General features: G+C 70.2%; 17 protein-coding genes and 1 tRNA gene. 6 read left to right on the forward strand and 12 right to left on the reverse strand.

Annotation, left to right across the window (positions count from 1 at the left end):
* Positions 1 to 679 precede the first annotated feature (679 nt).
* The gene (locus tag AMIS_RS38130; RefSeq protein ID WP_014447830.1) at positions 680 to 1093 is read left to right on the forward strand and encodes a GNAT family N-acetyltransferase; all 414 of its coding nucleotides are present in this window, start codon (positions 680 to 682) and stop codon (positions 1091 to 1093) included.
* Here the strand turns inward: AMIS_RS38130 and AMIS_RS38135 are convergent.
* Together AMIS_RS38135 and AMIS_RS38140 are read right to left on the reverse strand one after the other, a co-directional pair.
* Entirely contained in the window at positions 1065 to 1556 is a 492-nt protein-coding gene (locus tag AMIS_RS38135) for an MSMEG_6728 family protein (RefSeq protein ID WP_014447831.1), read from the reverse strand. The two genes, AMIS_RS38130 and AMIS_RS38135, sit on opposite strands and share 29 nt — an antisense overlap.
* Before the next feature lie 71 nt (positions 1557 to 1627).
* Entirely contained in the window at positions 1628 to 2716 is a 1089-nt protein-coding gene (locus tag AMIS_RS38140; RefSeq protein WP_014447832.1) for an ABC transporter ATP-binding protein, read from the reverse strand.
* 138 nt (positions 2717 to 2854) lie between these two features.
* Between AMIS_RS38140 and AMIS_RS38145 the strand changes: the two genes are divergently transcribed.
* Positions 2855 to 2931: transfer RNA gene (locus tag AMIS_RS38145), tRNA-Thr, on the forward strand.
* Positions 2932 to 3155: 224 nt separating this feature from the next.
* Here AMIS_RS38145 and AMIS_RS38150 read toward each other — a convergent pair.
* Together AMIS_RS38150 and cspE are read right to left on the reverse strand one after the other, a co-directional pair.
* Complete coding sequence (locus AMIS_RS38150; RefSeq protein WP_014447833.1) at positions 3156 to 4310, reverse strand: acyltransferase family protein; 1155 nt, start codon at positions 4308 to 4310, stop codon at positions 3156 to 3158.
* Between the two features lie 466 nt (positions 4311 to 4776).
* The gene (cspE, locus tag AMIS_RS38155) at positions 4777 to 4980 is read right to left on the reverse strand and encodes a transcription antiterminator/RNA stability regulator CspE (RefSeq protein WP_014447834.1); all 204 of its coding nucleotides are present in this window, start codon (positions 4978 to 4980) and stop codon (positions 4777 to 4779) included.
* A gap of 226 nt (positions 4981 to 5206) precedes the next feature.
* Here cspE and AMIS_RS38160 point away from each other — a divergent pair, with 226 nt between their 5' ends.
* A complete protein-coding gene (locus AMIS_RS38160) occupies positions 5207 to 6295 on the forward strand; it encodes a PQQ-binding-like beta-propeller repeat protein (protein WP_014447835.1) in 1089 nt (362 codons plus the stop codon).
* A gap of 3 nt (positions 6296 to 6298) precedes the next feature.
* Here the strand turns inward: AMIS_RS38160 and rlmB are convergent, their stop codons facing one another.
* The 5 genes from rlmB to AMIS_RS38185 form a co-directional block, all read right to left on the reverse strand.
* Positions 6299 to 7423: a 23S rRNA (guanosine(2251)-2'-O)-methyltransferase RlmB gene (gene rlmB, locus AMIS_RS38165; protein WP_014447836.1), complete on the reverse strand. Its 1125-nt coding sequence runs from the start codon at positions 7421 to 7423 to the stop codon at positions 6299 to 6301.
* Positions 7423 to 8838 carry a cysteine--tRNA ligase gene (cysS, locus tag AMIS_RS38170; RefSeq protein WP_014447837.1) on the reverse strand — a complete coding sequence of 472 codons (1416 nt, stop codon included), beginning with the start codon at positions 8836 to 8838 and terminating at the stop codon, positions 7423 to 7425. Before cysS ends, rlmB begins: the two co-directional genes overlap by 1 nt.
* A 78-nt stretch (positions 8839 to 8916) precedes the next feature.
* Positions 8917 to 10569 carry a S8 family serine peptidase gene (locus tag AMIS_RS38175; protein ID WP_014447838.1) on the reverse strand — a complete coding sequence of 551 codons (1653 nt, stop codon included), beginning with the start codon at positions 10567 to 10569 and terminating at the stop codon, positions 8917 to 8919.
* Between the two features lie 78 nt (positions 10570 to 10647).
* Positions 10648 to 12045: a class II fumarate hydratase gene (locus AMIS_RS38180; protein WP_014447839.1), complete on the reverse strand. Its 1398-nt coding sequence runs from the start codon at positions 12043 to 12045 to the stop codon at positions 10648 to 10650.
* Positions 12042 to 14933, reverse strand: a complete 2892-nt coding sequence (locus AMIS_RS38185; RefSeq protein ID WP_014447840.1) for an AfsR/SARP family transcriptional regulator — start codon at positions 14931 to 14933, stop codon at positions 12042 to 12044. Before AMIS_RS38185 ends, AMIS_RS38180 begins: the two co-directional genes overlap by 4 nt.
* Positions 14934 to 15280: 347 nt before the next feature.
* Here AMIS_RS38185 and AMIS_RS38190 point away from each other — a divergent pair, with 347 nt between their 5' ends.
* A complete protein-coding gene (locus AMIS_RS38190; protein ID WP_014447841.1) occupies positions 15281 to 15802 on the forward strand; it encodes a hypothetical protein in 522 nt (173 codons plus the stop codon).
* A gap of 59 nt (positions 15803 to 15861) precedes the next feature.
* Here the strand turns inward: AMIS_RS38190 and AMIS_RS38195 are convergent, their stop codons facing one another.
* The 3 genes from AMIS_RS38195 to AMIS_RS38205 form a co-directional block, all read right to left on the reverse strand.
* A complete protein-coding gene (locus AMIS_RS38195; RefSeq protein ID WP_014447842.1) occupies positions 15862 to 17520 on the reverse strand; it encodes a fumarate hydratase in 1659 nt (552 codons plus the stop codon).
* Positions 17521 to 17615: 95 nt separating this feature from the next.
* Positions 17616 to 18908: a PQQ-binding-like beta-propeller repeat protein gene (locus tag AMIS_RS38200; protein ID WP_041830324.1), complete on the reverse strand. Its 1293-nt coding sequence runs from the start codon at positions 18906 to 18908 to the stop codon at positions 17616 to 17618.
* A gap of 28 nt (positions 18909 to 18936) precedes the next feature.
* Positions 18937 to 19443: an Lrp/AsnC family transcriptional regulator gene (locus AMIS_RS38205; RefSeq protein WP_014447844.1), complete on the reverse strand. Its 507-nt coding sequence runs from the start codon at positions 19441 to 19443 to the stop codon at positions 18937 to 18939.
* Positions 19444 to 19613: 170 nt separating this feature from the next.
* Here AMIS_RS38205 and AMIS_RS38210 point away from each other — a divergent pair, with 170 nt between their 5' ends.
* Positions 19614 to 20687 carry an RDD family protein gene (locus tag AMIS_RS38210; protein ID WP_014447845.1) on the forward strand — a complete coding sequence of 358 codons (1074 nt, stop codon included), beginning with the start codon at positions 19614 to 19616 and terminating at the stop codon, positions 20685 to 20687.
* Positions 20684 to 21766, forward strand: coding sequence for a histidinol-phosphate transaminase (gene hisC / locus AMIS_RS38215; protein ID WP_014447846.1), 1083 nt, complete (start codon positions 20684 to 20686; stop codon positions 21764 to 21766). Before AMIS_RS38210 ends, hisC begins: the two co-directional genes overlap by 4 nt.

Here is a 21766-nt window from a genome sequence, read left to right on the forward strand (position 1 = left end):
CCCGCCTCACCCCTCCGTCCTCGGAGCCGCCACCAGCGCCCGCCAAGGCCTCTCAACCACCTCCCCGGCGCCCTCCCCGCCGCTGCAGACTCCTAACCACCCTCGCCAGCCCTCTCCCCGCCACTGCAGGCACCCCAACAGCCCTCACCACCAGCCGGACCAGCCGGACCGGCTGGCCCTCAGCGCACCGTGGACAGCACTGGCGACCCGGCGGCGCGAGGCAGCCAGCCGTAGCCGAGGCCCGTTTCCCGGCCGCACAACCCGCGCTGGCTACGGCCGAGCCCACCGCGCCGTAGCCCGCGCAGGCAAAACCCGCTCGTGACCTGCGTGGGCTACGGCTCGGTTGGGCGGCGAGCACCGAGCCGCGGGCTACGGGCTGCAGGGGCGCGGACCAGCGCGCGGACAGCGGACCGACGCGGCGGACAACGGACCGGGACGGCGGACGACAACGGACCCGGGCAGCGGACAGCGGACCCGGGACGGCGGGTGGGCTGCCGCAAGGGGACTGATAGGAAGAGGGCGCAACCACTCACGCACGCCGCGCGGGCTGATGGCGCGCGTTCTGGGCGCGCCAGCGCCCAGCGTGCCGGCCCGCGCACCTCGGCGGGAGCGACGGTCTGCACCCACCACCCCGCTGCGACATCGGTCTTTGAAGATGTCTGCTGGCTATCGTGGCGCTATGCGCATCGAACGAGTGACCGTCGCGGCCGAGGTTCACCGAGCGGCCGACCTCTTTGATGCGCCGCCGCTGGAGGGTGCCACCCAGCGGTTCTTGGACGATCCGACGCACCATCTGCTGCTCGCCTATGACGACGGGGATCGGCCGGTCGGGATGATCAGTGGGGTGGAGACCACGCATCCGGACAAAGGGACCGAAATGCTGGTGTACGAGTTGGGTGTCGCTCCCGTGGCGCGGCTGCAGGGGGTCGGGGCGGCGCTGGTGGAGGCGCTGGCGGCGCTGGCTCGGGCGAACGGCTGCTACGGCATGTGGGTGGCGACCGAGTCGGACAACAAGGCTGCTCTCGCCACCTATCGCCGGGCGGGCGCGTGCGAGGAGATGACGTTCACGATGCTGAGCTGGGATTTGAGCTAGGGCGGTCGGAGGCGGGCCAGACGTAGGGCAGATCGTCGGGCACGTCGTCGCCGAACAGCGGGCGGTAGTGCGCCGCGTCCTTGCGGATCAGCGCGGAGCGGTGGCTGAGGTGCAGGTCCTCGTCTCCGAGCCAGGGTGGGAGTTCGCCGGCCTGGGCCAGTTCCTCGTCGGTGCGCACTGTCGAAATGCCGCGCGCGGTCCGCAGATCGGTGAGCATGGTCGCGGCGCAGGTGTCGGCCCGGCCGGTGGCGGTCCAGACGGCGCACATGTCGAGGCCGTAACGGACCAGCGCCTCCTCGTAACCGTGCCACATCTTGACCGCCGGATGGTGCCGCCAGCCGTAGCCCGGCTGGATCAGCCCGCGCAGCACCTGGATGGCTTCGACCCGCTGCTTGCCGAGCCGTTTCACGTCGAGCGCGAGACCGCTGGCGGTGAAGCCGGAATACGGCAGGAAGGTCTGCACCGTGTGGTCTTGCCCGCTACGGCGAAACAAAAACGGCCTCTCCCAGCGGGGAGAGGCCGTTCCGCGGAAAATCAGATGCGCACGCCGGAGCCGGCGTTGAACACGTGCAGCGCGCTGGTCTGCGGCTTGATGAACACCGTCTCGCCCATGCTCGGCATGTAGCGACGCTCGGTGCGGACCACGAAGCGCTCGGAGCCGCCGCCGACCTCGGAGTGGCCGTAGACGTTGGCGTCCGAACCGAGGTCCTCGACCAGGTCCACGACGATCGGCAGAGCGCCGGCCGACTCGGTGACGACCTCGGCGGCCTCCGGGCGGAAGCCGACGGTGACCTTGCCGTCGCCGCCCTGCTGGGCCGCGGCGACCTGCTCGCGGGTCAGCGGGATGGTGAGCGAGCCGAAGGTGGCGCCCGACTCGGTCAGCGGCACGGTCTTGATGTTCATGGCCGGGGAGCCCATGAAGCCGGCGACGAAGACGTTGCCGGGGGTGTCGTAGAGCGCCCGCGGGGTGTCCACCTGCTGGAGGACGCCGTCGAGCATGACCGCGACCCGGTGGCCCATGGTCATGGCCTCGACCTGGTCGTGGGTCACGTAGACGGTGGTGACGCCGAGCTTGGCCTGGAGCGAGGCGATCTGCGAGCGGGTCTGCACGCGGAGCTTCGCGTCGAGGTTCGACAGCGGCTCGTCCATGAGGAACACCTGCGGCTGACGCACGATCGCGCGGCCCAAGGCGACACGCTGACGCTGACCACCGGAGAGCGCCTTCGGCTTGCGCGAGAGGAACTCCTCGAGCTGGAGCAGAGCGGCGGCTTCCTTCACCGCGCGGTCGATCTCCGACTTCGGGGTCTTGCGCAGCTTCAGGGCGAACGCCATGTTCTCGTACACCGTCATGTGCGGGTAGAGGGCGTAGTTCTGGAACACCATCGCGATGTCACGGGACTTCGGCGGGAGGTTCGTGACGTCCTTGTCGTTGATCAGGATGCGGCCGCGGTCCACGTCCTCCAGGCCGGCGAGCATGCGCAGGCTGGTGGACTTGCCACAACCGGAGGGGCCGACCAGGACGAGGAACTCGCCGTCGCCGATCTCGAGGTTCAGCTCGTTGACGGCGGGACGCTCAGAGCCCGGGTAGATCCGGGAGGCCTTGTCGTAGGTGACGGTAGCCATGGTGAATCGACTTCCTTTCCACCGGCAGGAACGTGCCGGACGATCCGAGTAGAAGGAACAGCCCCGCAAACGTAATTGTTTTTCACCGACCTGCCAAGATGGTGGCCGCATCCCAGGACGTTATGCTGGCCGTGACCCGCCCCTGTAGCTCAGATGGCCAGAGCACCCGTCTTGTAAACGGGAGGTCGTCGGTTCGATCCCGACCGGGGGCTCCACAGCACTTCCGCACCGAGCATTCCCCGCAGCAGCTGCCGCCGTCCCGCAGCTGCCGCCGTCCCGCAGCCATCGCCGTCGCCGCGGCCAGCGGCCAGCGGCCAGCGGCCAGCGGCCAGCGGCCAGCGGCCAGCGGCCAGCGGCCAGCGGCCAGGATCTTGGCAAGTGGCGGAGCGGAGCGGGGGGACGGAGCGGCGCGGGACGGAGCGGCGCGGGGAGGCGGGGCCTACCTCGTGGAATGCTGCCGGAGGTCGGCGATGCCCCGGTCCATCGCACGGCCCAGCACGCGGGCGAGCGGGCGCTCCGCGAAGCGGTGAACCAGCCAGGCGAAGACCAGCATCATCGCCATGACGCCGAGTGCGAGCGGCAGCGCCGGAAGCTGGTCCTTGAGCCCGTGCAGCACGGTGAGACCGATGGCCTGGTGCAGGAGGTACACGGGATAGGTCAGGATCCCCGCGGTGGTCAGCCAGCGCCACTGGATGCGGTTGAACTTGCCCAGGGCGAGAAGCAGCATGAAGAGGAACGTGCCGGCGATGATCAGCTGCGCCGGCCAGGCGGCGATCGGGTGGTCCACGTTCGTGACGACGGGCTCAAGGTTGCCGACCCGCTGCTTGACGCTGTACTCGGCGAGCACGAAGCTCACGCCCACGATCCCCACCGGAACCGCCGACAACCCGAACCGGTAGATGAGGTAAAGGCCGATGCCGCCGGTGAAGTAGGGGGCGTAGTACGGCATGACCCACGACCACAGCACGTCGTTGGACAGCTGCCAGGCGAGCATCGAGGCGAGGGTCCAGAACACGCAGAACAGGACGCAGCGCCGGAAGGTGACTCCCATGGCGACCACAATGGCGAAAGCCAGGTAGAACTTGAGCTCGGCGAAGAGCGTCCAGTAGACGCCGTCGACGTTGGGAATGCCGAATCCCTGCTGGAGCATGGTGTAGTTGACCGCGACGTCCGTCCACGAACTGGTCGAGCGCACGGTCGGCCAGATGGTGATGACGATCACGGAAAGCGTGAGCGCGACCCAGTACGCCGGATAGAGCCGGGTCACCCGGGACGAGAAGAAGTCGCCGAGCCCCTTGTTCCACGCCGTCATGCAGATGACGAAGCCGCTGATGAGGAAGAAGACCTCGACGCCGATCCAGCCGTACTGGGTGAACGGATGCAGGATCGGGAACAGCTCCTTGGCGCTCGCGTCCCACGCGTCGTTGGCGCCGGTGTAGTGGTGTGCCATGACGGAGACGGCGGCGAGCAGCCGGAGGCCGTCGAGCAGCGCCAGTCGCGGGCGCCGAGCGGGGCGCGGAGGGCTGACCGCCAGCGCTGAGTCGATCTCCTTTCCGGAGTCACGTACCGGGTTCAGCGTGGGAGTCTCAGACACGTACTCGCATCTCCTAGAAGTCGGGGCGACAGCGTATCGGAGACACATTCACGTTCCTGGCTCATGTGATTTTGACAACGGAGCGAGGGCTCCACCTCTACCCCCCCCCTCGGCGCAGCCGCGAACTCAAGCCGACATGAGAATGCGGTGGGAGAGCATGCTGTTCCGGGCACCGGGCACCGGGCACCGGGCACCGGGCACCGGGCGAATGGTAGGGGATCTTGGTAGGCAACCGTCCGGAACGGTCCGCCCGACCGGGGATGCGCCGGAATCCAGCTGACATATAACAGCAGTTCACAGGCACAATCACAGTCCGGGCGGGACCATCCGGAATGATCGCGTTCTTGCTTGTAAACGGGAGGTCGTCGGTTCGATCCCGACCGGGGGCTCCACAAAGCCAAGACCAGCAAGAACGAACGGCGGCCCGCTGAAACTCAGCGGACCGCCGTTCGTCAAACCCGGTGGATCAGAGCGGGCGGATGTTCTCCGCCTGCGGGCCCTTCTGGCCCTGGGTGATGTCGAACTCCACCTTCTGGTTCTCCTCGAGGCTGCGGTAGCCGCTCGTCGCGATCGCGGAGAAGTGGGCGAAGACGTCAGCGCCGCCGTCGTCCGGGCTGATGAAGCCGAAGCCCTTGTCGGCGTTGAACCACTTCACGGTGCCTGTAGTCATGTCTGCTCCTTCGCAGGCTGTTGGAAACCGCCCTGTGCGGAATCCGGGCGCCACGGCGTTGATCACCCGCGTCGAAACGACACGAAAACGAAAAACGCCTGGGACGGGTTCAGATAACCCACCAGGCGCCGGAAAACGTCTACGGAAATCAAAACTGCAACGCGACCAACGTAGCACAAGATCCCGGTCAGCGGAGCCGACACGGGCTTCCGGTCGTTGATCTTGTATGAGTTCCGTTCTGGTGGCCGCTGTCGTCGCGGCCCTCCTGCTGCCCCCTCCGTCGGATTGGGCTCAGCCCGGGTACGGCCCCGGAGCGACCTACTACAACCCGGCCGAGACGACGCTGACCACCGAAAACATCGGGAAGAAGTGGGAGGTGTCCACGCACGGGGCGCCGGACTGCGAGATCGGCCGCGAGCCCCTCGTGTACCGCGGATCCCTCTACACCAGCGCGCCGGGCGGCGTCGCCGCTCTCGACCCGGCAACCGGCAACCGGCGCTGGTTCACCCGGCTGGTCCGGCGCGGAATCACCCGAATGGCTGTCGCCGACGGCAAGCTCGTCACCCTCACCTACACCTGTGACGGCCAGGGCAGCTTCCTCACCGCGTTCTCCGCGGCCACCGGTGGCCGTCTGTGGGAGGTGCCGCTCGGCGGCCCGGCACAGGACATGGTGGTGGACCGCGGCGTGGTCGTCGTCGACACCCGGCCGGATTACACCCTCAGCACCACCGGGTACCGGCTCGGCGACGGCGGACGGCTCTGGCGGCTCACCGGCACCCGCGGCGACGGCCTGCTCTCCGCGAACGGGAGGCTGCTCCTGCGTACCGAGGGGAACACCGCCCGCGCGGTCGACGTCACCACCGGCCGGACGATCTGGCAAACCCCGCTCAATTGGTACGCCGTCGGCAGCGACCCGGCCGGAAGCAGGTTCTACGTCAGCGGCACCGGTGGCGCCCTCACCGCGGTGAACGCCGCCGACGGCTCGGTGATCTGGCGATCCGCCCTGCCGGCGCCCGGTGTCACCGCCGACGACCGGCGCCTCTACGTGCCCCGGTACCGCAGCGTGCTCTGCCTGGACGCGGCGACCGGCCGCAAGCTCTGGTCGGTGCACCTGCCGGACGCGGCGGGTCAGCCGGTCCGGGCCGGCAACCTGCTCTTCAGCCCGTCCGGTCTGGGATCCCCGCTGTCGATCGTCGACGCGGTCACCGGCAGGGGCGTGCACGGCGGGATGCCCTCGGACCAGCATTACCCGCCGACGGTGGCGGGCGGCCGCCTGTTCCTCACGGACGGCGACCGCCTGCGCGCGTATTTCTGAGCCTCACGCCTCCCGGCGGCGGCGGACCTCGGCCAGGGTGACGGCGGCCGCCACGCTCGCGTTCAGCGACTCCACCTCGGAGGCCATCGGGATGCTCACCCGCAGGTCACAGGTCTCGCCGACCAGGCGGGACAGACCTCGGCCCTCCGAGCCCACCACCACGATCAGCGGGCCGATCGCCGCCTCGAGCTGGTAGAGGTCGGTCTCACCGTCCGCGTCCAGCCCGATCGCGGTGAACCCGGCTTTCTGCGCCGCCTTGATCGCCCGGGTCAGGTTGACCACCTGGGAGACCGGGACCCGGGCTGCCGCGCCGGCGCTGGTGCGCCAGGCGGTCGCCGTGATGCCGGCCGCGCGGCGCTCGGTCATGAACACGCCGTGCCCGCCGAACGCGGCGACCGACCGGATCACCGCGCCGACGTTGCGCGGGTCGGTGATGCCGTCGAGGGCGACGAGCAGCGGAGCGGTCTGCTCCAGCGCCGCGGCCACGAGGTCGTCGAAGTCCTCGTACGCGAACGGCGGCACCTGCAGGCCGATGCCTTGGTGCAGCACGCCACCGGTCATCCGGTCGAGCTCGTTGCGGCTGATCTCCAGGATCGGGATGCCCCGGTCGCCGGCGGTCCGCACGATCTCGGTGACCCGGTCGTCGATGTCGATGCCCTGCGCCACGTAGAGCGCGGTGGCCGGCACCAGGGCGCGCAGCGCCTCCACCACCGGGTTGCGCCCGAGCAGCAGCTCGGGGCCTTCCTTGGTGGGGTTGGACTTGCGGCCCGGCGCGACCCGGGGACCGCGCGGACCGGACGCCCGGCCGCCACGGGCCGCTGCCGCGGCGCGGGTCATGCTGGTGCCGCGGCCACCGCCACGGCCCCAGGTGGTGTCCTTGGTGCCCGGCACGCCGACCTTGGGCGCCCGGCCCTCGGCCGCCGCTGCCCGGCGCTCCTTCTCCTGCTTACGAGCGGTCTTCTCGGGCAGTTTCTCGGTGCCCGAGTAACCCTTGTGCCACGGGCGCTCGTCGGCGGGCAGGGTCTTGCCCCGGCCCTTGAGGCTGGAGCGGTTCTTCCCGCCCGAGCCCATCGCGGCGCCTTTCTTCGCGGTCGCCCGCTTGCTGGCGTTCTGTGAATTTCCCGGCATCAGTGCTGCTCTCCTACCGTCCAGCGCGGCCCGGTCGGAGTGTCCTCCACCTGAATACCCGCGTTCTTGAGCTGGTCCCGCACCGAGTCGGCGGCCGCCCAGTCTTTCCGTGCGCGGGCTTGTGCCCGCTGTTCCAGTGCCAGCGCGACGAGTGAGTCGACGACCGGCTTCAGGTCGTTGCCGTTCGTGCCCGCGTCCCACGAGGCGTCGAGCGGGTCGATCCCGAGCACCCCGAGCATCGCACGAACCGCGGTGAGCGCGCCGCGGATGGCCGCCTCGTCACCGGCGGTGAGCGCGGTGTTGCCCTCACGGATGGTGTCGTGGACGATCGCGAGCGCCGCCGAGGTGTTCAGGTCGTCGTTCATCGCGTCGGCGAACGCCGGCGGCACGGCCTTGGGCCGGCCCAGGCCGACGATCTCGGCGGCACGCTGCACGAAGCCCTCGATCCGCCGGTACGCCACCGCGGCCTCACGCAGCGCCTCGTCGGAGTAGTCGATCCGGGAGCGGTAGTGCGGGGAGGCCAGGTAGTAGCGCACCTCGACGGGACGGATCCCGGACTCGACGAGCGAGTCCAGGTCGATCACGTTGCCCAGCGACTTGCTCATCTTGGACTCGCCGAGGTTGAGCAGCGCGTGGTGCACCCAGTAACGGGCGAAGCCGAGGCCGGCCGCCTTGGACTGGGCGATCTCGTTCTCGTGGTGCGGGAACGTCAGGTCGAGGCCGCCGCCGTGGATGTCGAACTCGTCGCCGAGGTAGCGCCGGGCCATCGCGGAGCACTCGATGTGCCAGCCGGGCCGGCCGCGGCCCCAGGGCGAGGACCAGTAGGCGTCGCTCGGCTCGTCGGCCTTGACGCCTTTCCAGAGGGCGAAGTCGCGCGCGTCCCGCTTGTCGCGCTCCGGGGCGTCGCCCGCCGACCGCATGTCCGAGGGCTTCTGCCCGGAGAGCGCGCCGTAGGACGAGTACGACGACACGTCGAAGTAGACGTCGCCGTTCAGGCAGTCCGCCGCGTAGGCGTGACCACGCGAGATCAACGTCTGGATCAGCTCGTGCATCTCGGTGATGTGCGCGGTGGCCAGCGGCTCGTAGGTCGGCGGCAGAACGTTCAGCGAGCGGTAGTCACGGTCCAGCAGGAGCCGGTTCTCGAAGGCGATGGCCCAGAACGGCCGCTTCTGATCCAGCGACTTCTGCAGGATCTTGTCGTCGACGTCCGTCACGTTGCGGACGAAGGTCACCTCGTGGCCGGTGTGCAGCAGCCAGCGTCGCAGCACGTCGTAGTTGACGGCGGACCGCAGATGACCGATATGAGGTGAGGACTGCACGGTGAGACCACACAGGTAGATCCCCACCAGACCGGGCGTCATCGGGACGAAGTCCCGGACCGATCGGGTCGCGGTGTCATACAGGCGCAGCGTCACCGCACAAGGGTACCGGCCCCGGCGAACGGAAAACCGCCCCGCCCGTGTCGACACGGGCGGGGCGGAGATCAAGAAAGATCAGCGTCCGCCGACAGCCGCGTAGGCGTCGACGATGCCGTGTCCGTAGAACCCGTTGAAGTTCCGGCCACCCTCACAGTAGGCGTCCCACTCGGCCGGACGCCCCTCGTTCACGTAGCTCACCAGGCGCGGGGTCGGGCAGGCCTGCTCGGCGGCGGTCTTGTAGAGCTGGCGCTCCACGGCGTCCGGGCTGAGCGTGAGGCCACCACGGCGCCAGTCGGGCTTGCCGTACCGGCTGACGATCAGCGCGGCGACACCGGCGGCGTGCGGGGACGCCATCGAGGTGCCCTGCAGGTACGTGTAGTAGCCGCACTTGCCGCCCTTGGTGCAGTCCTTGAAGACCAGGCCCTCGCCGGCCGGGAGGATGTTGCCGGCCGCGTCGACCAGCCCCTCCTCGATCAGCACCTTCAGCGGGTAGGTGGAGAGGATCCGGTTGGCCGGCAGGTTGAACTGCGGGGTGCCGAAGTAGTCACGGGCGAAGCCACCGGGGGCGGCCACCGAGATCTGCTCCAGGCCGTAGTTGCTGAAGTCGGACTTCTTGCCGGACGGGCCGACCGAGGAGACGCCGATGACGTGCGGGCCCTCGACCGGGAGGTCCCAGCAGGAGCTGTTGTCGATGGGGCGCTCGTACGGGTCCGCGCCGTAGTCCGGGCTGGAGGTGTCGGTCCGCGGCTTGCCGAGGTCCTCGCCGCTGTTGCCGAGCGCGCCGACCAGGGTGACGCCCTTGCGGTGCGCGTAGTTGAGCGCCCGCTTCATGGCGGCGATGACCGCCCGCTGCTCGGCCTGGTCCTCCGGGCTGTCCGCCGGGTTGGCCGTGCAGTTGTAGAGCCAGGGGTCGACGTAGAACGACATGTTCACGACGTCGATGCCGGCGTCCGCGGCGTGGGTGAGGCCGTTGACGACCGGGTCGAGGAAGAAGAAGCCGGAGTCCTGGCCGACCTTGAGCTCGACCAGCGTGACGTCCGGGGCGACGCCGGAGACGCCGAAGCCGTTCGCCGCGGCGCCGACCGTGCCGGCCACGTGGGTGCCGTGCCCGCCGTCGTCGGTGCCGACCGGGTCGAGACAGCTCGCGACCTCACACGGACCGTCGATGTCGGTCATGTCGGGCGCGAAGTTACGGGAGAGCCGGGGGCTGAAGTGGGCCGCCAGGTCGGGGTTGGAGGCGTCCAGGCCGGTGTCCATGATGCCGACGGTCACGCCGCGCTTGCCGGACTCGATCTTGCGAGCCTTGTCGGCGCGGATCATCTTGAGGCCCCAGAGCTTGTCGTCCAGCGGGTCCATCCGGGTGCCCTTGGACTTGCCGGCGCCCCGGTTGTGCCCGGCCTTCTCGACCTTCTCCAGGCCGTTCGGCGCCTTGCCGATCGCCTTGCGCTCGGACGCGCCGATCAGGGCGCCGGACTTGGTGGCCTTCGCCGAGAACTTGGCGTCGGTCGAGGTGACGCGGTAGACGCCGACCGCCTCGTTACCGGTCACGACCGTGCCGCCGGCCGCCTTGATGGCAGCGGTGGCCTCGGCGGCAGATGCGCCGTCCGCGGCGACCACGGTGTAGTCCACCGCGTTACCTGGCTCGGCCGTGGCCGAACCAGGTACCGCGGTCAAGAAAGCCAGGCCGGTCGCGGTGATGACCGCCCCCGTGATGAGCCGTCTTCTCATGGAATTCGCTCCTAGTTGTTGGGCTAGGAGGAATCTCATCGAGAAATGTCGCTCAACACAAGATGAACGGCAGTCAATTTACGGACGGGTCATACGCAGCACGTCGAGCGCCTCGTCGAGCTGCTGTTCAGTGAGCTTTCCCGATGCGACGTGACCGCGTTCGATCACTACCTCGCGGATCGTCCGGTCGCTCGCGAGAGCCTGCTTCGCGATCGCGGCCGCCTCGTCGTACCCGAGGTAGCGGTTGAGCGGGGTGACGATCGACGGCGAGCCCTCCGCGTACGCCCGGGCCACCTCCTCGTTCGCCTCCAGCCCTGCCACGCACCGGTCGGCGAGCTGGCGGGAGACCGCGGCCAGCAGCCGGATCGACTCGAGCAGGTTGCGGGCCATCACCGGGAGCATCACGTTCAGCTCGAAGTCGCCCTGGGTGCCGGCGAAGGCCACCGTCGCGTCGTTGCCGATCACCTGGGCGCAGACCTGGCGAACCGCCTCGGGCACCACCGGGTTCACCTTGCCCGGCATGATCGAGGAACCCGGCTGAAGGTCCGGAAGGCGCAGCTCACGCAGGCCGGCGCGCGGCCCGGAGCCCATCCAGCGGATGTCGTTCGCGATCTTGTAGAGCCCGGCCGCGACCACCCGCAGCTGACCGGACGCCTCGACCAGCGCGTCTCGGGCGCCCTGCGCCTCGAAGTGGTCCCGGGCCTCGCTCAGCGGCAGGCCGGTCTCCGTGCGGAGCAGCTCGATCACGGCCGGCGCGAAACCGGGCGGCGTGTTCACCCCGGTGCCCACGGCGGTCCCGCCCAGCGGCAGTTCGCCGAGCCGCGGGAGGGTGGCGGTCAGCCGCTCGATGCCGTTGGTGACCTGCTGCGCGTACCCGGAGAATTCTTGTCCGAGAGTGACAGGGGTGGCGTCCATCAGGTGGGTCCGGCCGCTTTTCACCACACCAGACCAGGCCTGTGCCTTTTCCCGCAATGCTGACGCGAGGTGGTCGAGGGCCGGGATCAGGTCGGCGCTGACCGCCTCGGTGGCGGCCAGGTGGATCGAGGACGGGAAGACGTCGTTGCTGGACTGCGACGCGTTGACGTGGTCGTTCGGGTGCACCGGCTTGCCCAGGTCGCGCGACGCGAGCGTGGCGATGACCTCGTTGGCGTTCATGTTCGACGAGGTGCCCGAGCCGGTCTGGAAGACGTCGACCGGGAACTGGTCGTCGTAACCCCCGTCGGCGACGTGTGCCGCGGCGACGGCTATCGCGTCGGCCAGGTCCTTCTCCAGCACGCCGAGGCTCGCGTTGGCCCGTGCCGCAGCGCCCTTGATCCGGGCCAGGGCGCGGATGTGCGCGGGTTCCAGCCCGCGGCCGGAGATCGGGAAGTTCTCCACGGCACGCTGGGTCTGCGCACGCCACAGAGCGTCGGCGGGCACACGTACCTCGCCCATCGTGTCGCGTTCGATGCGGTAGCCACTCTCGTCAGTCGTCACGGTTTCATCCTCTCTCTCCGGTTGACGGGACGCCCGTCGATCGTGGTGATCCCCATCCGGTCGAAAAGATCACACGCGGCCGCCCGGAGCCGGACGGCTTCCGGATCGTCGTGGTCCAGGCAGTCGGCAAGCCCGGCCTGGGCCCGAGCCAGCGAGTACGCGAGGCGCCACTCCCGGGCGAGCCGGATGACGTGCTCGAACATCGCCCTGGCCGCCGCGATGTCCCCGGACCGGCGGACAGTGGTCGCGTGATCGTTGCGGAACTCCGCCTCGTGATGCCTGTCGCGTAGCTCAGCCACCAGCTGCAACGCCCGTTCGTGCTCGACGCTCGCCTCGGCGTACCGTCCGGCGTCAGCCAGCAGCCAGGCACGGTCGTTGTGCGCGTCGGCCAGCAACGACCGGTACCCGATGCGAGACGCGACCGAGGCGGACGCCTCCACGTAGCGCCGGGAACGGTCCCGGTCGATCTCGCCGGCTTGGTACCGGCACCGGCCCAGCACCAGGAGCGCCGCCGCGGCCATGGCCTCCTCGCCCTGGTCCATCGCGAGGATCAGACGCAGGCGGGCATAGCGCATCGCATCGGTGAGGCAGCCGAGCCGGCTGAACACCTCGCAGGCGGTGCCGAGCGCCCCGAACAGGGACGCGTCCCGGCTCTGCCCGTCGAGCACCGCGATCCGGCGGCCGGTCATCACCGCTTCGATGCTTTCCCGGAACCGCCCCTGCACCAGGTAGATCATCGCGAGATTCATGTAGGCCCGGGAGTGCCGCTGACCGATCGCCTCGTCGCTGCGGATCGCGAGCAGCAGGTATCGCTCGGCCTTCTCGTTCTCTCCGGCCCGGCCGTAGGCGGAGGCCAGGTAGTTGGCGGTGACGGCGACGGCGTGGAAGTCACCTGACTTCTCGATCTTGGACATCGCGAGCAGGTGGGTGTCCCGGATGTCATCCATGTAGCCGCGCAGGAAGAGCGGCCGCCAGGCGGCCCGGGGGATCCGCCAGGCATAGTCCAGCGATCCGCACGCCGCGGCCGCCTCGACGAAGGCGGTCAGCTGCGTGCGCTGCCACTCCAGCCGCGCGGCCGGGTCCTCCAGTTCGTCCAACAGGTCCGGGCGGGCCGGGCTGACTCTGCCGAGATCACTGTCGACCGCTTTGCGATAGCCGCGCGTCGTCGCGGCCGCCGCGGCGTGCATCTCGAAGTCGAGAGCCCCGATCAGCGCCGCCCGCTGCTCGCCGGCCGGCAGGTCGGCCGCGAGCATGCCGGCGAACTGCCGGATCAGGTCGTGCATCCGATACGAACCCGGCTCCGGTTCCTCGACCAGGTGCACGTCGACCAGATCGTCGAGCGCGTCGAGCGCGCCCTCCAGGCTCGATCCGGCGAGGGCCGCCACCGCGAGCCGGTCGAAGACCGTGCCCGGATAGAGGCCGAGCAGGCGGAACACCCGCTGCGGCGACTCCGGCAGCTGCCGGTAGGTGAGAGAGAAGGCGCCGGTCACGGTCCGCTCCTCGGCCGCCAGCTCGGGCAGCGCCGTCCCGCCCATCCGGCGCAGCAGGTCGGCCACCCGCCAGCGCGGACGGTGCAGGAGCCGGGCGCCGGAGAGCCGGACGGCCAGTGGCAGCCCGCCGCAGCGCCGGACCACCTCGGCGGCGGCCTCCGGCTCGGCACGCACCCGGTCGCCGGCGATCCGCTCCAGCAGCGCGACCGCTTCCTCCGGCGCGAGCAGCGGCAGCGACTCGACCCGCACCCCGTCCAACCCGGAGAGCCGCCGCCGCGCGGTGACCAGGGTGAGACTGCCCGCCGCGGACGGCAGCAGGTCGGCGATCTGCGCGCTGGACGCCGCGTTGTCCAGCACCACGAGCGCCTTACGGCTGGCCAGCTCGGTGCGCCAGAGGCCGATCCGCTCCACCGGTTCCAGCGGGATGTCACCGGCCGCCACCCCGAGCTGGCGGAGCAGCACGATCAGCGCCGCGGCCGGCTCGACCGGCGGCTGCTCGCTGTATCCCCGCAGGTCGATGTAGAGGTGCGCGTCCGGGTACCGCTCGCCGGCCCGGGCCGCGAGATGCAGCGCCAGGGTGGTCTTGCCGCTGCCGGCCATCCCGTCGATCACCAGCACGGCCGGGTCCGACCGCGGAAGCTCGTCGAGCAGGCTCTTCACCAGCTCGACCCGGCCGGTGAAGTCGCCGACCGTCCGTGGCAGGCAGCGTACGGTCCGGGCCACCTCCGGGACGTACTCGCCGGACAGCATGTCGCGGTGGAGTTCTTGCAGCTCACGTCCGGGCTCGATGCCGAGTTCCCCGCTCAGCACGTCACGGGCCCGGCGGAACTCGGCGAGCGCGTCCGCCTGCCGCCCGGACCGGTGGAGGGCGGTCATCAACTGCCCGCGCAGCCGCTCGCGCAGCGGGAACTGCTCCACCCAGCCGGACAGCTCGCCGATCAGCTCCCGCGCCTGGCCCGCCTCGAGCTCCAGGTCCACCCAGTCCTCGACCGCCGCGGCGCGCCGCTCGTCCAGGCCGGCGGCCGCCGCCCGCACGGCCGGCGCGTCGATCTCGGCGCAGGCGGAACCCCGCCAAAGATCAAGGCCTTTCCGGTACGAGGCCCGGGCGCTCCCCGGATCGCCCGCGGATCTCGCCTGCTCCACCAGGCGCAGGAAGACCGTGGCGTCCAGCTCGTCCGGTTCCGGCCGGATCCGGTAGCCCGCCGGATCACTGAGGATGGCCCCGGCCGGCAACACCCGGCGCAGCCGGGACACGCACGTCTGGAGCTGCCCACGCGCGGTGGCCGGCGGCTCCGCGCCCCAGACTGCCTCGGTGAGCTCGCCGAGACCCACGATCCGGCCGGGCCGCAGGAGCAGCATCGCGAGCACGATGCGATCACGAGTCGCCGTGATAGGCACGTTCCGCTCGTCGTCAATTACAGAGAGTGGCCCCAGGATGCGGTAGCGCAAGGTAGTCACCCGTTCCCCGTATACCGTGCCCGCGACTCTATCCGAGCACAGAGGACCAGAACGACAGCGGAACGAGAGCGCCCCCGTGCACCCTTGTTCCAGCGCCGCCCCGCCGCTTGAGCGCCCCTTATGCGGCGGGGCGGCCCCGCTGTTCAACGGGGGCGCGCGGCCCGTCCGTGGTACTCCCACGGACGGGCTGTTCGTATCTTGGTGATCACGCTCGGTTGGACGCGGTAGCGAACGGAACGTACCGTCGGTGCGAGTTTGGATTACCCCCGACGAAGAGGATCCCCCTGATGCGACGCGCCATCCTGGCCGCGCTCGCCGGCGGCGTGCTGCTGACCGGCGCCGCCTGTGAGAGCGATGCGAACACCAGCGAGATCGCGGCCCCGGCCGCCGTCACCGCTTCGGCCGCCCCGGCCACCACCGAGCCGGCGCCGGACTACTCGGCGGACACCGAGAAGGTGTGCGGCCGCCTCGACAAGGTCTTCAGCGCCGCGCTGGGCGACTTCGGCACCGAGATGGGCAAGATGATCGCGCACAAGGAGGCGAAGCAGACCGACGAGGCGAAAAAGGCGGAGAAGGCCGCCGCCGCCGAGCTGAAGTCGGTCGGCACCCAGATCCGCAAGGAGACCGAGAGCGCGGAGAACCCCGAGCTCAAGGAGGCCGGCGACGCCTCGGCCACGAAGATCGAGAAGAGCGCGAAGAACCGCGACTACATCGAGAAGATCAAGTCCACGAAAGACCTGGACAAGACCCTCAAGACCCAGCTGGCCGAGTGGCTGAGCCCGGTCGCCGGTTACTGCCCCACCAACTGACCTCGCGATCTTGTGCGGTTGCCGCCTCGGGACAACCGCACAGGATTCAGCGACCGGAGTCAGCGCCGTCCGATGCTCAGCATCGGCTTGGTGACCTCGGCGAAGAAGTCGTTGCCCTTGTCGTCGACGACGATGAAGGCCGGGAAGTCCTCCACCTCGATCTTCCAGACCGCCTCCATGCCCAGCTCCGGGAACTCGAGCACCTCGACGTGCTTGATGCAGTCCTGGGCGAGCCGGGCCGCCGGGCCGCCGATCGAGCCCAGGTAGAACCCGCCGTACGTCCGGCAGGCGTCGGTGACCTGCTGCGATCGGTTGCCCTTGGCGAGCATCACCATCGAGCCGCCGGCCGCCTGGAACTTCTCCACGTACGAGTCCATCCGCCCGGCGGTGGTCGGGCCGAACGACCCGGACGCGTACCCCTCGGGGGTCTTCGCCGGTCCGGCGTAGTAGACCGCGTGATCACGCAGGTACTGCGGCATCGGCTCGCCGGCGTCCAGCCGCTCGGCGATCTTCGCGTGTGCGATGTCCCGGGCCACCACGAGCGGGCCGGTCAGCGAGAGACGCGTCTTGACCGGGTACTTGCTGAGCTCGGCCCGGATCTCGGCCATCGGCCGGTTCAGGTCGACCTGGACGACCGGCTCCTCGCCCATCTCCACGTCCGGCAGGAACCGCGCCGGGTCGGTCTCCAGCCGCTCCAGCCAGACACCCGACGGGGTGATCTTCGCGACCGCCTGCCGGTCCGCCGAGCAGGAGACGGCGATCGCGACCGGGCAGGACGCGCCGTGCCGGGGCAGCCGGATCACCCGTACGTCGTGGCAGAAGTACCGCCCGCCGAACTGGGCGCCGATCCCGAAGTCGCGGGTCAGCTCCAGCACCGCGGCCTCCAGCTCGAGGTCGCGGAAGCCGTGCGCCAGCATCGTGCCCGCGGTGGGCAGATTGTCCAGGTACTTCGCGCTGGCCAGTTTCGCGGTCTTCAGCGCGTGCTCGGCGCTGGTGCCGCCGATCACCACGGCGAGGTGGTAGGGCGGGCAGGCCGAGGTGCCGATCAGGCGCAGTTTCTCGTCCAGGAACTGCATCATCCGCTGCGGGTTGAGCAGCGCCTTCGTCTCCTGGTAGAGGTACGACTTGTTGGCCGAGCCGCCGCCCTTGGCCATGAACAGGAACTTGTACGCGTCCGGCTGGCCGCCCGGGTCCTCGGCGTAGAGCTCGATCTGCGCCGGCAGGTTCGTCCCGGTGTTCCTCTCGTCCCACATGGTCAGCGGGGCGAGCTGCGAGTAGCGCAGGTTCAGCCGGGTGTACGCCTGGTAGACGCCGAGCGCGATGGCCGCCTCGTCGGCGCCGTCGGTGAGCACGTGCCGGCCGCGCTTGCCCATCACGATCGCGGTGCCGGTGTCCTGGCACATCGGCAGCACCCCGCCGGCCGCGATGTTCGCGTTGCGCAGCAGGTCCATCGCGACGAAGCGGTCGTTCGGCGACGCCTTCGGGTCGTCGATGATCGAGCGCAGCTGGGCCAGGTGCGCCGGGCGCAGGTAGTGCGCGATGTCGTGCATCGCCTCGGCGGTGAGCTGGGTCAGCGCGGACGGCTCCACGGTCAGGAAGCGCCGGCCCCCCGGACCCTCGACCACGTCCACGCCCTCGTCCGTGACCAGACGGTACTCAGTCAGGTCCTCGCCGGTCGGCAAGAGCGGCGAGTAGGTGAAAGCGGCGCCTCTGCTCATGAGCGGCAAGCCTAGGGCAGCCGGGCCGCCCCGCGCGAACCCTCCCCGCGGAGTCGCTCTCTCGATCACAGAACCGGGGAACGGCGACCTACGGATCAGGAGAACGGCAGGTAGGCCATGTCACGTCCGGAGACGGCGATCAAACCCTCCGGCCCGGCGGCGAAGACCTTCGCGCCGGTGCGCACATCGACCCGGACCGCCCCCGACGCCGGTGCCAGGGCGGTGACCCGATTCTTGGAAACCACGATTGCGGCGTACGGGGTGAGCGCCGCGCCCGCCTTCTCCCGCCCGGTCTGCCGCCACACCGCCTTGTCCTTGCTGAACGAGTAGCCCCGTACGGTGTCGCCCTCCCGGATCACCGCGTAGGAGTCGTTCACGGCGAGCACGTCGGACTCCTTGTCGCCGTACCAGAGGTTGCGCCCGTCGTTGCCGTTGATCAGCACCTCCCGGCCGTACGGGTCGACGCCGAGCAGCACGTTGTAACCGCCGGCCGGGTCCCGTCCCGGCGCACAGTCCGCCCCGTTGTCGGCGGTACGCAGGTTGAGCCCGTCCCGCCGCCACACCACCGCGTCACCAGGCGGGTCGCCGGCCACCACCTCGTAGTAACAGGTCCCGTCGGCGGAGGTCCCGCTGACCGTGAGCACCCGGCCGCCGACCACCACGACCCGCTGGTCGCGCCCGGCCCGGACGGTCGCCACCACCCTGCCCTTCGCGGTGTCGATCACCCGGATCTGCCCGTCGTGCGGCAGGCCGATCAGTTCCGGGAGCGGCGGCGGCCCGGCCACGTCGTCGTCCACGTCGCCGGAGACCAGCCGCCGGGTGTCCGGCAGGTCGGGGTTGGCGGCGTCCAGCACGAAGCCGATGCCGCCGGTGTCCACGCTCCACAGCTCGGTGCCGGCCTTCGGGTCCCACGCGGTGAGACGGCAGTCGTTGCCGCCGGAGCAGCTCAGGTCGACGATCGCGTCCCGGTACGTCCAGACCGCGCCGGCCGTCGTGTCGGACCGGCGGACCGCACCGGTCTGCGGGTCCAGCACCTGGTAGCCCTTGGTGAGCAGCCGCCCGGTCACCACTACGGCGTCGTCACCCGAACCTGCGATCGCGGCCCAGTCGAAGTCGGACTTCCAGAGCGGGACGGCGGCGGTCAGCCCGAACGCCTCGACCGATGTCCGGTACTCGACGATCACCGCGTCGCCGACGACGGCGATGCTCTGCGGCGTGCCGCCGATCCGCTGCTGCCAGCGGGCGCCGGCCGCGACCGGCTCGCTCCGGTTGACCCACTCCCACACCTGCGGGAACGGGTTCCAGACGCCGGTGCTGGCCAGCACGGTGACGACCACCGCGGCGGTGAGCACCGTATATCCCTTCCAGGAACCTCCGCCCGCGGCCATTCCGGCAGGGTAATGACCTCGATCGACTTCAGTCGCGAGGGCTGTTTGTCCGTGTCGACCCGATAAAGTGCACTAACGGCCCAGTTCGGTACGGGATCAGCTCCGCCAGCGCGATGATCGTGTGCGCCCGGACGATCCCCTCGTAGCCGACGATCTGGTCGATCACCCGCTGCAGGTCGGCGTTGGCGCGCGCCACGATGCGGCACAGGATGTCCCCGCTGCCGGTGATCGTGTGCGCCTCCAGGACCTCCGGGATGTCCGCGAGATGCCCGGCGACGGCGTCATGCCCGTACCGCTGCCGGATTTCCAATGTCACGAAGCTGGTCACACCGAAACCGATGGCGGCCGGGACCACCTCCGGGCCGAACCCCTTGATCGCGCCCCGGGCGACGAGCTTGTCGAGGCGCGCCTGGACGGTGCCACGGGCGACCGCGAGCCGGCGGGAGAGCTCCAGCACACCGATCCGGGGCTCCGCCTCGAGCAACTCGATCAGCCGGGCATCCAGGCCATCGAGCTGCACACTCTGCTCAGTCATACCGCGAAACTACCGTACGTATTGCGCAGTCTGATCAGACCGGAAGGGAACTGTTGCCCGCAACATCAGGTCAGGCCACTGTCATCGGAAAGCACTGGAGCGACCTGGGACACTGAGATCAAAGACCGGGCCGCAGGGAACGGTCAGGTCGTTCTGGTAAAGGTTTGCCCATGAGTTCGCTTCCCGCGGGTTGGTACAAGGACCCGGCCGACACCAGCACCCAGCGCTACTGGGACGGTGAGGGCTGGCTGGGTCGGGCCATCCCGGCCGACGCGACCCCGCCGGACGGCCCGCCCGCGGTCGAGCCGGATCCTCCGGCGCCCGCCCCCGCGTCGCCGCCGCAGGCCGTCTCACCGGCGCCGCAGACCTACGCCGCGCCGCCCGCCTACGGGCCGCCGCCGGGTCAGACCCCGCCCCCTTATGGACCGCCGCCCGGTCAGGTCCCGCCCTCCTACGGCCCGCCCGGTCAGGTCCCGCCCTCCTACGGCCCGCCCGGTCAGGCGCCGCCCGGTTACGGCCCGCCCGGTCAGGCCCCGCCCGCCTATGGGCCGCCGCCCGGATGGCCCGGTCACCCCGGGTCGCCGGGTCAGCCCGGTCAGCCCGCCTGGGCCGGGCAGCCGCCTCACGCGTACCTCTATCCCATGCCGCAGGCGATGCCGCATGGTCTCCCCCTCGCCGGCCTCGGCCGGCGGCTGACCGCCCGGCTGATCGACATCGTCGCCGTGCTGCTGCTCAACGTCGTGGTCAACGGCTGGTTCATCTATCAGTACTGGCAGGAGTTCTACCCGATCCTGCAGGAGCAGATGCGGCAGATCGAGGCCGGCAACGACGCCCTGGTCGCCGCGCCCGCCTCCTCGCGGATGCAGACCCTGTCGATCGCCATCGTGCTCGTCGCCACCCTGCTCTGGCTGCTCTACGAGGCCCCGTCCACCGCCAACCGCGGGCAGACGCTGGGCAAACGAGCCATGGGGATCAAGGTGGTCCCGATCGAGAGCACCGCGCCGCTCGGCTTCGGCCGGGCGTTCGCCCGGTGGGCCCGGCTCGGCATGTGGACGCTGTTCTGGTGGTGCGGGGTCGGCCTGGTGATCCAGTTCCTGGCCTCGCTCTCGCCGGTCTTCGACACCCGCCTGCGCCAGGGCTGGCCGGACAAGGCGGCGGCCACCGTCGTGGTCGCCGTCCCGCACGGAGGCACACCCACCGTTCCGCCCGCGCCGGGCGGCAACTCTCCCGGAGGACCACAATGACCCGGCTGACCCGCGCCGACCTAGACGCGCTGCCCAACTACGTGCCCGGCCGCAACGTCGCCGACCTCGCCCGGGAGCTGGGCATCGCCGAGGCGATCAAGCTGGCCAGCAACGAGGTGCCGTACGGGCCGCTGCCCGGCGTCGTGGAGGCCGTCACCGAGGCCGTGTCGTCCGTGCACCGCTACCCCGACATGGGCGTGGTCCGGCTGCGCGAGGTGATCGGCGAGCGGTTCGGCGTGGACCCGGCGCGGGTCGTCACGGGCTGCGGCTCGGTCGCGCTCGCGGAGATCCTGGCGAAGTCCACCTGCCTGCCCGGGGACGAGATCGTCTACTCGTGGCGGTCGTTCGAGGCGTACCCGATCATCGCGGCCGGCGGCGGGGCGACAAGCGTCCGGGTGCCGAACACCGCAGGTCACGGGCACGATCTGAGCGCGATGACCGGCGCGATCACCGACCAGACGCGGATGGTCTTCGTCTGCAACCCGAACAACCCGACCGGCACCGCCCTGCGCAAGGCCGAGCTGGACCGGTTCCTCGACTCGGTTCCCTCCGACGTGCTGGTGGTGCTCGACGAGGCGTACCGGGAGTTCGTCACCGATCCCGAGGTGCCCGACGCGCTGGAGACCTACGGCGACCGGCACAACGTGGTGGTGCTGCGGACCATGAGCAAGGCGTGGGGCCTGGCCGGGCTGCGGATGGGTTACCTGGTCGCCCAGCCCGAGGTCGCCGCGACGATCCGCAAGGTGGTCACCCCCTTCTCCACCAGCACGGTCGCCCAGGCCGCCGCGCTCGCCGCCCTGGAGCAGGAGGACGAGGTGCGCCGCCGCTGCTCCCTGGTCGTCGCGGAACGCTCCCGGCTCACCGAGGCGCTCCGGAAACTCTCGATCGACGTCCCGGAGAGCCAGGCGAACTTCGTCTGGCTGCCGCTCGGCGACCGCACCGCCGCCTTCGCCGCGGCCTGCGAGAACCGCGGCGTGATCGTCCGGGGCTTCCAGCCCGAGGGTGTCCGCGTCACGGTCGGCACCCCTGAGGAGAACGACCTGTTCCTGGCGGCTGCCGAGGCGGCGCTGAACTCCTGA

The organism is Actinoplanes missouriensis 431 (assembly GCF_000284295.1).
GTDB lineage: Bacteria > Actinomycetota > Actinomycetes > Mycobacteriales > Micromonosporaceae > Actinoplanes > Actinoplanes missouriensis.